Consider the following 10,300-nt stretch of genomic DNA (forward strand, 5'->3'; position numbering starts at 1 on the left):
TTCAAATGATTGTAGAGGAAGTAAGGCAATGGGACTGCCAAGATGGAATTTCAGTGATAATACCGAACGTAAGATACGCATTGTTACCTTAGCAATTGTTATGGTAATTCTAGTTTATGAAAAGTTTTATGGCGTAAGTACCACACAATATCCAGCTATGTATTTGTGTGTATTTTCACTTATCGCCACTTTTATGACCAATGCAGTACAACGTCGATATTTCACTTATGTGATGGAATACGCGCAAGCATTTAGAATTGTGGCGATATTAATGACTTGTGCCTTTTTTGCAATTTGGTTATTAACCACCTATGAACGTTTGGTTGAGCCAGTAACGCCCAGTCATCTTATTTATAATTTATAGCGCTCTGTTATAGCGTCTCTCAGCACAAACAATAAAGGGCGCTTATTTGCGCCCTTTATTATTATAAGTACAACAAAATGCATTATTGCCTACAGGTGTAATCCCCCCAAGCTAGCCACTTGTATGTGGTCAGTGCATCTAACGCCATTGGACCACGGGCATGTAATTTCTGGGTGCTCACGGCCACTTCAGCGCCAAGACCAAATTGTGAACCATCGGTGAAACGAGTACTGGCATTCACATACACTGCGGCGGAATCAACTTGATTCATAAAGTCACTCGCTGTGTGAATGTTATCCGTTAAAATGGCTTCAGAATGCCCTGTAGAATAATGACGGATATGCTCCACGGCTTCGTCAATATCGTTAACCACTTTGATCCCTAACGTGAGCGATAACCACTCTGTTGAAAACGATTCATCATGTGCAGGTGTAACATCAAAACCTAACCCATCAAGATAAGGTAAAGTCATTGCACAAGCATGGAAATGAACCCCAAGTGAGTGTAAATGTGAGGCAATATTAGGAATAAATTCTGCAGCAACCTGTTGATGTATTAATAATGTATCTAAGGCATTACACACAGTCGGGCGTTGAACTTTAGCGTTGGCAATCACATCGATTGCACGCACTAAATCAGCTTGTTTATCGACAAATAAATGACAGATGCCAATGCCGCCTAAAATGACAGGAATACTCGATTGCTCAGCACACAATCGCTGCAGGTTTTGTCCACCACGAGGGATAATCATATCAACATATTTGTCGAGTCTTAGTAAGCCACTGACAAGACTCCGCTCTGGTGAATCAATCAGCTGCACGGCATCTTTAGGTAAATCTAAACTCACCAGTGCATCACGGATAACTTCACTTAGCACTTTATTTGAGGTTAGGGTTTCTTTACCGCCACGCAAAATCACTGCATTACCGGTCTTTAACGCCAACACGGCAATATCAACGGTGACATTTGGCCGAGCCTCATAAATAACCCCCACCACACCTAATGGGACACTGCGACGAGTTAAGCGTAAGCCGTTATCCAATACCCGACTGTCAGCTTCTTTGCCGACAGGGTCGGCTAGTGCGATGACATTATCAATGTCAGCTATAATTCCGCCTAGCCGCCCTTCGTCCAGCATCAACCTATCGATCATGGCTTCGGTTAAACCACTTTGCTTCGCTGCAATGATATCTTGTGCATTCGCTTGTAAAATATCATTTTTCCGCTGCGCTAAGTGGTCTGCAATCGTAGCTAATAACACGTTTTTTTGTTTCGCTGTTAAACTCGCTAAAATAAAACTTGCAGCCTTAGCACGTTGCCCTAATTGAGTTAAATATTCTGTTTCTGTGGCTGACATATGTTTATCCTTAATTATCAAGTACGACCATATCATTGCGATGAACCACGGCATCGCCGTAGTTATAGCCTAGTAGACTTTCTATATCATCAGAATGTTTACCGCTAATTTTGGTTAAATCATTGGCGCAATATCGGCTAATGCCTTTAGCCAAAATCTTACCGGTTTGATTCACAATCAGTAAGGTCGCCCCGCGCTCAAAATTGCCTTCAACATCGACAATGCCTTTAGATAATAAACTACGACCATTAGCAACAACGGCAACCGATGCTCCAGCATCTACAACTAATTTACCTTGTGAAGCAGGACCAGCCAAGATCCATTGTTTGCGACTTTCTAATGGATTTTCGATTGCACTAAAATGAGTGCCGACAGACTCCCTCGCCGCCACTTTGGCAATAACATCAGGGTGATGACCGGAAGCGATGACAACTTCTATGCCCGCTCGTCGAGCCACATCCGCCGCTTCAAGTTTAGTCGCCATTCCGCCCGTTCCAAGTCCTGACACTGAACCGCCAGCCAATAAACGTAAACTGTCGTCAATATTGACAACTTGTTTAATTAACTGTGCGTCGGGATGGGTGCGTGGGTCGGCATCAAATAAGCCTTTTTGGTCGGTCAGTAAGATAAGTAAATCAGCATCGCAAAGTAAGGCTGCACGGGCTGATAAATTATCATTATCACCCACTTTAATCTCATTGGTTGCAACTGCATCATTTTCATTAATTATCGGGATAATATTATGAGCTAATAATGCATTTAAGGTGTCGCGCGCATTAAGGTAACGTTCACGATCTTGTAAATCAGCACGAGTTAACAATAACTGGCCAACATGTAACCCGTAAATACTGAACAATTGTGACCAAGCCAAAATTAACTGACTTTGACCCACAGCTGCAAGTAACTGTTTATTGGCCATAGTGTCTGGCAACACTGGATATTGTAAATGCTCTCGCCCAGCAGCTATAGCGCCTGATGTACACAATACGACTTCAACGCCTGAACGCATAAGCGAGGCCATTTGCCTGGCTAATTCAACCATATGTGCTTTATCAAGCTTTTTACTGCCCGATGTCAGCACGCTGGTGCCTAACTTAACTACTACGCGGCGATAACCCATTTGTATTACTCAGCTTACAAAAAATATTCAGTTCATTTTTATACCCAATTCACTCGATAATTCATAGTGAAAGCCGCTAATACTGGAATATTTGTCTAGATTAACCATTTTCAGGTTAATAAATAGTTATCAAACAGTCCTTAATTCTGCTAACTCAGTTGCATTGAGCTGCAATAGGGTAGTTATTGGCGCCTTATTAGAAAAACAAAAAAAGGGCTAATAGCCCTTTTTTATATTGGCTTTAGCCAATTTATTAACTCACTGTACTCATGGACAGCTAATTAACCGTAAATAAACTTGGCAATAAACAATGCGGCCACCACTAAAATACCTGGATTTAAATCTTTAAAACGCCCTGTCATCAATTTGATCGCAGCATAAGAAATAAACCCAAGCCCAATAGCATTGGCAATAGAAAAGGTTAACGGCATTAATAAGCAAGTCACGACAACAGGAGCGGCTTCAGTTAAGTCTTCCCAATCAACATTGACTAGGCCAGACATCATTAAAATAGCAACATAAAACAAGGTTCCAGTTGTGGCATAGGCTGGCACCATACCCGCTAATGGCGACACAAATAATGCCGCTAAAAACAGTAATCCAACCACAACTGCTGTTAAACCAGTACGACCGCCCGCACTCACCCCAGCAATACTTTCAATATAGCTAGTGGTAGTTGATGTACCCAATGCAGCACCAGTAATAGTGGCGACGCTGTCTGCGGTTAAGGCACGTTTTACTCGAGGTAAACGGCCTTTTTCATCAAGCAGTCCGCCACGTTGAGCAACAGCGACTAAGGTACCTGATGTATCAAATAAATCGACAAACAAGAAGGCAAAAACCACCGATAACATGCTCACTTCTAATACACTAGACAAGTCCATCTTCATAAATGTCGGTGCAATAGACGGTGGCATTGAAATTAAGCCTTGGTATTGCACATCGCCAAATATCATTCCCAGAACAGTCACAATTAGGATACTGAAAATAACAGCACCCTTTAAGCCACGTTGAACCATAGCAATAATTAAGAAGAAACCTAACGCAGCCATCAATGCAGGAAATGAGGTGATATCGCCCATAGTCACTAATGTTGCAGGGCTAGCCACTACAATACCGGCATTTTTTAAGCCAATTAAGGCTAAAAATAATCCAATACCAGCTGCGATACCAAAACGTAACGACATTGGAATACTGTTGACTATCCACTCTCGGATCCTAACTAAGGATAAAATTAAGAAACACACTCCTGACATAAAGACCGCGCCAAGTGCTGTTTCCCAGCTATAACCCATTTCACCAACAACGGTGTAAGTAAAAAAAGCATTCAGTCCCATACCCGGAGCCAATGCAATCGGGTAATTAGCTAATAACCCCATAACTAAGCAACCGATGGCAGCAGCTAAACATGTGGCAACAAATACTGCACCATGATCCATCCCTGCATCAGCAAGCATCATAGGGTTAACAAAAATGATGTAGGCCATCGTTAAAAAAGTAGTCAGACCGGCCACAGCCTCTTGCTTAAGACTGGTGTTGTTCTGTTTAAGTTTAAATAGTTTTTCTAACATGGAACGGGGTTCCTTGGGCAAAGGTTAACATTGGATTAATGGTTAAATTGCTACAGATGAGGATGCGGTAAGCCTTGTGCTACTGACCATACTCGCTGAGTCGACATCATTACAGAGGGCTTACTTTATTGCGGGGAATTATAAATACTTACGACCTTGATAGCTATCAATAGCCTTTTTGTTGAAAGATTTCAGTTTTTTAAATAGCGCACTAACCAATTAGCTACTAACCAATTAGCTTGAATCTAACTAAAAGCTTGCTGAATTTAAGACAAAAAAAAGCCTACTCAATAGAGTAGGCAGACATGTTACAAGCATCCCATATGGGGAAAGGAAAGCTAGCACCACTTAACGTGATGTGGCGATAAATTAATTAATTTACCACCCTGTCTAAAACCGTCAAACGAGACGAACAAAAGGTTGATGGATATTAACACTACGTAAAGAGGGTCAATTCTTAACGTTTCATGGCGAATATACCGCCACGTAAAACTGTTACGTCGGCAAACCAAGTGTTTTGCCAATAAAATTTGCTGTTACCTGTATAAGACATAGTCATGCTCCTGATTAAAGTAAAGTTGTATAAACCTAGTAAAGCTTGGCTCGGTTCCCTGGAACGTACATTTCTCAAATCCATTGAGACAACTTGTCACTCAGATCCTTGGAGGTTATATCCATCCTGGATTAACTAGAGTCGACAAACACATTGCTTGTCGACGAAGTGAATTATACAAAACTGTAATTTAATTACAAGTATTATTTGCTTTAATTCACAAAAACATCATTAAAAGTGATTTAATTACAATTACTTCGTATTAAAACTATGTATAACTATTGTTATCAACATGTGAGCTATAAATAAAACCATTATAAAACAAATAATTAGATACAATATCACTACAGCTTTGAAAACTGTAATAAAGCAACCAAAGGGCTTGCAGTTGGCTTTCCATACAGAGGATCGCCCTCCACCGCACTGCCTGCAATATCAATATGGGTAAATGCCAGCTCTGTTTGAGCTAATCCAGAGGCTTTTATCAAGAAAGCGGCAGGATATTGATGCCCACGAGCCGTAATTGAAGACGGACCATTATTCGATGACACCACATCTGCAGCGCCATTTTTATCGGCAACTTTATCAAAGTCTTCTGGACGTAATCGTGAAACCTCAAATGGTTCACCCCATAACTGACCCACTTCAGCGAGAGTTGCTGCAACCCCTTGTTTTTTAGCCGCGCTATTTTCAACTAATGCAGGGTAACCACCGTAGGCTCGCACAACATGACCGGTTAACGTCGCCACCGAAAATAATTGTGGATTCACTGCGGTTTGAGCCTGTATTCGCAAATGCGATAATAAGTCAGCCAATACTAAGCGACCTTCTGCATCAGTATTACCAATACGGACTCGCACACCTGCGTGGCTAGTAATGATCTCATCGGTGACAAATGCATCACTGCCAATACTGTTTCTTACTAATCCGAGTTCAGCAATGACTTTAATACCTTTAGGTTTCAGTATTGATAGTGCTTTCATTAAACCGGCAACTGCTGCCGCGCCACCTTTATCACGGCTCATTCCAGCCATAGAACCTGCAACTTTAATATCAGCGCCACCAGTGTCGTAAACCACACCTTTGCCAGCAAAGAATAAGGTTTTTGTAATAGGGCCTTCACCAACATATTCAAGCTTTACCACTCGAGGATGATGACGTGCAACATCAAAAGAGCTTCTACCCACTGCGCTGAGTAATGGGTATTGCGCTTTTAACTGCTCGACTTGATCAACCACAGATACAGCCAAACCGCTATCAGCAAAAGCATCAACACAATATTGTGCAAACCCAATAGCCGACATACGCTCAGGTTCTGTACCACAAAGATCGCGCGCCAATACTCGTCCAGATTCTGCCGCATTAATTAACCTACTGTGCGCGGCGGTATTCAATAATCCAATAGCCTCTAAACTCGGTTGCAAAGACTTTGCTTCTCGCGCCTCTAACGGTTGCCAAAGCTCTTGTCCACACGCCAGTGCGGCAACTTGTTCTGCATTGGCAAAGCGATTGTCAGTTACCCTTGGAACAACAAGTAAAGGTTTAGTGGCACCTGCGGCTTTAGCAATGGCAATACCTTCTCGAGCGGCTTTGGCAAAAATCCTGACATCGCTATACTCATTGTCGCTATCTGTCACTGGGGAGATAATCAAACGACCACCGGCTAACCCTGGCGCAAAAAGGAGCGTGGCACTTTTACCGACACGGAAATCTATTTGACTAGCGTGTGCAGCAAGCAAACTCACTTCATCTTGTTTGATCTCAGCTAAACTCGTCGCTATCACAACAACAGCGTCCCAACCTTCGCCTTCAAAAATAGCCTCATCACTTGTGACATCAATAATTGGCACTTGGAACGCGGTAACCGCTTTATTCACTTGGGTCATACAAGATCCTTACTCTTTAGGAATATAGATAAATTAGTGGGTTCATAATTATTTACAGATTTGTGGACTAAACCTTGGCAAATCGCTATCGCAATATCAAGTAACTGCGCAGAATATGTTAAAATAGTGGCAGTAATATTTTGTGTCGTATATCGACTTGATTTCATCTTAGAGGGCGTTTCGTGACTGCATTAACTCAATTATATCCTCAGCCTCTATGGCAATGGTTTGAACAAATTTGTGCTATTCCACATCCATCAAAACATGAACATGCGTTATCACAACATATTCAACAATGGGCAAAAGCTCAAGGCCTTGCGGTTGTTGAAGACAAAGTGGGTAATTTAATCATCCGTAAGCCTGCTACTGCAGGAATGGAAAACTGCAAAATAGTGGTGTTACAAGCGCACATTGATATGGTGCCGCAAAAAAATGCCGACAAAGTACATAACTTTGAAACCGATCCGATAGAAGCCTATGTAGACGGTGATTGGGTTAAAGCAAAAGGCACTACCTTAGGTTCAGATAACGGAATTGGTATGTCTTCGGCGCTGGCCGTTTTAGGCAGTAAAGACATTAAGCACGGGCCACTCGAAGTGCTGCTCACCATTGATGAAGAAGCCGGCATGACGGGCGCTTTTGGTTTAGAAGCCGGTTACCTTGATGCTGAAATTTTAATTAATACTGATTCAGAGCAAGAAGGTGAAATCTACATGGGTTGCGCCGGCGGTGTTGATGCACAGATAAGTATACCAATGTCTTGGCAAGCACCAGAACAAAGCAACGCCAGCTTTTCACTGACTATGTCGGGTTTAAAAGGCGGCCATTCTGGTGTCAATATTCATCTTGGTCGTGGTAACGCTAACAAGTTATTAGCGCGATTTTTGTTTAAATACAGTGACGAATTAGCCTTAGAGCTAGTCAGCTTTAGTGGTGGTTCGCTGCGTAATGCGATTCCACGTGAAGCTAACGTTCAATTGATGTTGCCAGCTGAAAATGTTGAAGCATTAAAACAAGCTATTGAGTCATTCCAAGCGTTAGTGCGTGAAGAGTTAGCCGTAGCTGACCCATCGATGTTACTCACATTAGCCGCTATTGATGCACCAACAAAAGTCATGGGCGAAGAAGCGCAAAATACCTTAATCGACTTATTACATGCTTGCCCTAACGGCGTAATGCGCATGAGTGATGAAGTGGAGGGGGTGACTGAAACATCACTAAATATAGGCGTGATCAGTACTGAAGATGAAAGCGTAGAAATATTATGCCTTATTCGTTCATTAATCGATTCGGGGCGTGAAGAAGTCACCGGTATGCTAACCGCACTATCAAATCTATCGGGTGCTAGCATTGATTTAAGCGGTGCTTATCCAGGTTGGAAACCAGACACTAGCTCATCTGTTATGGCAATTGTGCGTGACACCTATAACGATATTTATAAAAAAGATCCTACTGTGATGGTTATTCATGCGGGTCTTGAATGTGGTTTATTTAAAGAACCTTATCCACATATGGACATGGTATCGATTGGTCCGACGATTCGCTATCCGCACAGCCCAGATGAAATGGTTAACATCACCACGGTTGGTCAATATTGGGAATTACTGCTAGCTGTATTAGAGCGTATTCCTGCTAAAGAGGCGTAATCAATCAAGTGATTATGGCCAAGATTATAATTGGCGGATAAGCTATAAATCAAAGGCGACAGCAATGTCGCCTTTTTGCTCTCTATGATTTCCGTTATAAAATGGGCGCCTAAAATTGTAAATCGAGTTGAGTAATTTGATCGGCACTATTCTCGGAAGAAACCAACGTCACATCCGCTAGGCCAACGCTCACACCGAGTAACCGAATCCCTCGCCCTTGGCTTCGTTGTAATGCTTGCAGTAATAATTCATGAAACAGGTTAATTGAAATCTCATCACTGCGATGCTCGATGGTGGTCTGCTTAAAATCATTAAATTTCAGTTTTACAACCTGCTTATGGATCTGTCTATCTTTCGCACTCCGATGAACCCGAGCACTCAGCTCTTGAATAAGCTGTGGTAATACTTGATGACATTGCTCTAACGTAAAAATGTCTTTGGCTAACGTGGTTTCAACCCCTACGGACTTACGCACTCGGTGCGGGCTAATTTGCCTTGAATCGATACCTTGTGCACGCTCAGCCAACACATGGCCAAACTTACCAAAGGCCTCAATTAATTGCACTTTAGGGTATTGTTGCACGTCATAACAAGTGGTTAAGCCAATATCGGCTAACTTTTTTGAAGTGACTTTACCGACGCCAGGAATTTTACTCAGAGGTAGGTCTTTTACAAAATCAGCAATTTGATTTGGGGTGATAACATATTGTCCATTAGGCTTATTTAAATCGGATGCAATTTTGGCTAAAAACTTAATGGGTGCAATACCTGCTGAAGCCGTTAATCCAGTGACCTCATAAATGTCATCACGTATCGCTTTGGCAATTAATGTCGCACTGCCTTGATGAGCATCGCAATCTGTGACATCAAGATAAGCTTCGTCTAAAGACAATGGTTCGACAAGATCAGTGTATCGATGAAAAATCTCACGTATTTGGAGTGACACAGATTTATACACCTCCATGCGTCCAGGCACTAAAATTAACTGCGGACACAACTGTAACGCATGATAACTGGACATAGCACTTCGCACCCCAAATTTGCGGGCCTCATAACTGCAAGTACTTATCACACCACGGCGATCACTTCTACCGCCAACAGCAATGGGCTTTCCTCTTAACTCAGGAAAATCACGCATTTCTACCGCAGCAAAATAACAATCCATATCAATGTGAATGATTTTACGCATTCTATAGCCATTATCATTAACTCAATTACCATGATGGTACTGTATATATAAACAGTATTCAATCGTTGCTTATTATTAATATAATGAATAAATGTGACTCAAGATATTTTTAAATGTCAAAAGCTAGCTTCAAGCCATCCTAAAACGCAATAAAATATTATTCTGAAAAAAGCTAAATCATCTCGCAAATTATTCAATTTATAAATTGATTGTAGACAACATTCTTATGACTTCAATTCGATTTATTGAGTCATTCTTTCTTTTCAAAAGCAGTACAAAATCATAAGCATTTAACCGTAATTGACTATCTAGCAGTTGAGGGTCACTGCCTTTGCTCAGTAAGTATTCAACTAATTTTTTATCATTGAGTAAGATTGCGGCATGAAGAGGCGGTAGTCCATCAATCTTACTTTTAGTATTAACGGAGGCACCATTGTCGATAAATTTATCTAAATAAACATATCTTTTTTTCTGATTAGAAATGCCAAATAAAAATGCTATACCACCTACAGACTGAAGATCTTCTAAGTCTTGTTTCCCCCTGTGTCAGGATAGTTGTCGCCTCAATTAATTTACAAATAAACAGGGAGCGGTAAGTTACAGCAAGTGAATTA

8 protein-coding genes are annotated in these 10,300 nt (G+C 41.5%); 2 read left to right on the top strand and 6 right to left on the bottom strand.

Annotated elements, in window-relative coordinates; all coding sequences use genetic code 11:
• Positions 1-28 precede the first annotated feature (28 nt).
• Complete coding sequence (locus tag AAEY99_RS05360; protein ID WP_101085776.1) at positions 29-364, top strand: hypothetical protein; 336 nt, start codon at positions 29-31, stop codon at positions 362-364.
• An 82-nt stretch (positions 365-446) separates the two neighbouring features.
• Here AAEY99_RS05360 and AAEY99_RS05365 read toward each other — a convergent pair whose 3' ends face one another.
• From AAEY99_RS05365 to AAEY99_RS05380, 4 genes are all read right to left on the bottom strand, one after another.
• Positions 447-1,721, bottom strand: a complete 1,275-nt coding sequence (locus tag AAEY99_RS05365; protein WP_162022518.1) for a glutamate-5-semialdehyde dehydrogenase — start codon at positions 1,719-1,721, stop codon at positions 447-449.
• 10 nt (positions 1,722-1,731) lie between these two features.
• Positions 1,732-2,841 (bottom strand): glutamate 5-kinase, encoded by a 1,110-nt coding sequence (gene proB / locus AAEY99_RS05370; protein ID WP_162022517.1) that lies wholly within the window; start codon positions 2,839-2,841, stop codon positions 1,732-1,734.
• Between the two features lie 281 nt (positions 2,842-3,122).
• Entirely contained in the window at positions 3,123-4,412 is a 1,290-nt protein-coding gene (locus tag AAEY99_RS05375) for an NCS2 family permease (protein WP_101085784.1), read from the bottom strand.
• A gap of 897 nt (positions 4,413-5,309) precedes the next feature.
• Positions 5,310-6,851, bottom strand: coding sequence for a M17 family metallopeptidase (locus AAEY99_RS05380; protein WP_351009557.1), 1,542 nt, complete (start codon positions 6,849-6,851; stop codon positions 5,310-5,312).
• A 182-nt stretch (positions 6,852-7,033) separates the two neighbouring features.
• Here AAEY99_RS05380 and AAEY99_RS05385 point away from each other — a divergent pair, with 182 nt between their 5' ends.
• Complete coding sequence (locus tag AAEY99_RS05385) at positions 7,034-8,497, top strand: aminoacyl-histidine dipeptidase (RefSeq protein WP_101085788.1); 1,464 nt, start codon at positions 7,034-7,036, stop codon at positions 8,495-8,497.
• 109 nt (positions 8,498-8,606) lie between these two features.
• Here the strand turns inward: AAEY99_RS05385 and dinB are convergent, their stop codons facing one another.
• Positions 8,607-9,686 carry a DNA polymerase IV gene (dinB, locus tag AAEY99_RS05390; RefSeq protein WP_101085789.1) on the bottom strand — a complete coding sequence of 360 codons (1,080 nt, stop codon included), beginning with the start codon at positions 9,684-9,686 and terminating at the stop codon, positions 8,607-8,609.
• 198 nt (positions 9,687-9,884) lie between these two features.
• Positions 9,885-10,187, bottom strand: coding sequence for a hypothetical protein (locus AAEY99_RS05395; protein WP_351009559.1), 303 nt, complete (start codon positions 10,185-10,187; stop codon positions 9,885-9,887).
• Between the last annotated feature and the right edge of the window lie 113 nt (positions 10,188-10,300).

Origin of the sequence: Shewanella sp. S1-58-MNA-CIBAN-0166, from assembly GCF_040310085.1 — a bacterium.
Lineage (GTDB): Bacteria > Pseudomonadota > Gammaproteobacteria > Enterobacterales > Shewanellaceae > Shewanella.

Excerpts from the sequence above, each read along its gene's own strand:
- AAEY99_RS05360 (WP_101085776.1), top strand. The coding sequence starts at position 29 with ATGGGACTGCCAAGATGGAATTTCAGTGATAATACCGAACGTAAGATA.
- AAEY99_RS05365 (WP_162022518.1), bottom strand. The coding sequence starts at position 1,721 with ATGTCAGCCACAGAAACAGAATATTTAACTCAATTAGGGCAACGTGCT.
- proB (WP_162022517.1), bottom strand. The coding sequence starts at position 2,841 with ATGGGTTATCGCCGCGTAGTAGTTAAGTTAGGCACCAGCGTGCTGACA.
- AAEY99_RS05375 (WP_101085784.1), bottom strand. The coding sequence starts at position 4,412 with ATGTTAGAAAAACTATTTAAACTTAAACAGAACAACACCAGTCTTAAG.
- AAEY99_RS05380 (WP_351009557.1), bottom strand. The coding sequence starts at position 6,851 with ATGACCCAAGTGAATAAAGCGGTTACCGCGTTCCAAGTGCCAATTATT.
- dinB (WP_101085789.1), bottom strand. The coding sequence starts at position 9,686 with ATGCGTAAAATCATTCACATTGATATGGATTGTTATTTTGCTGCGGTA.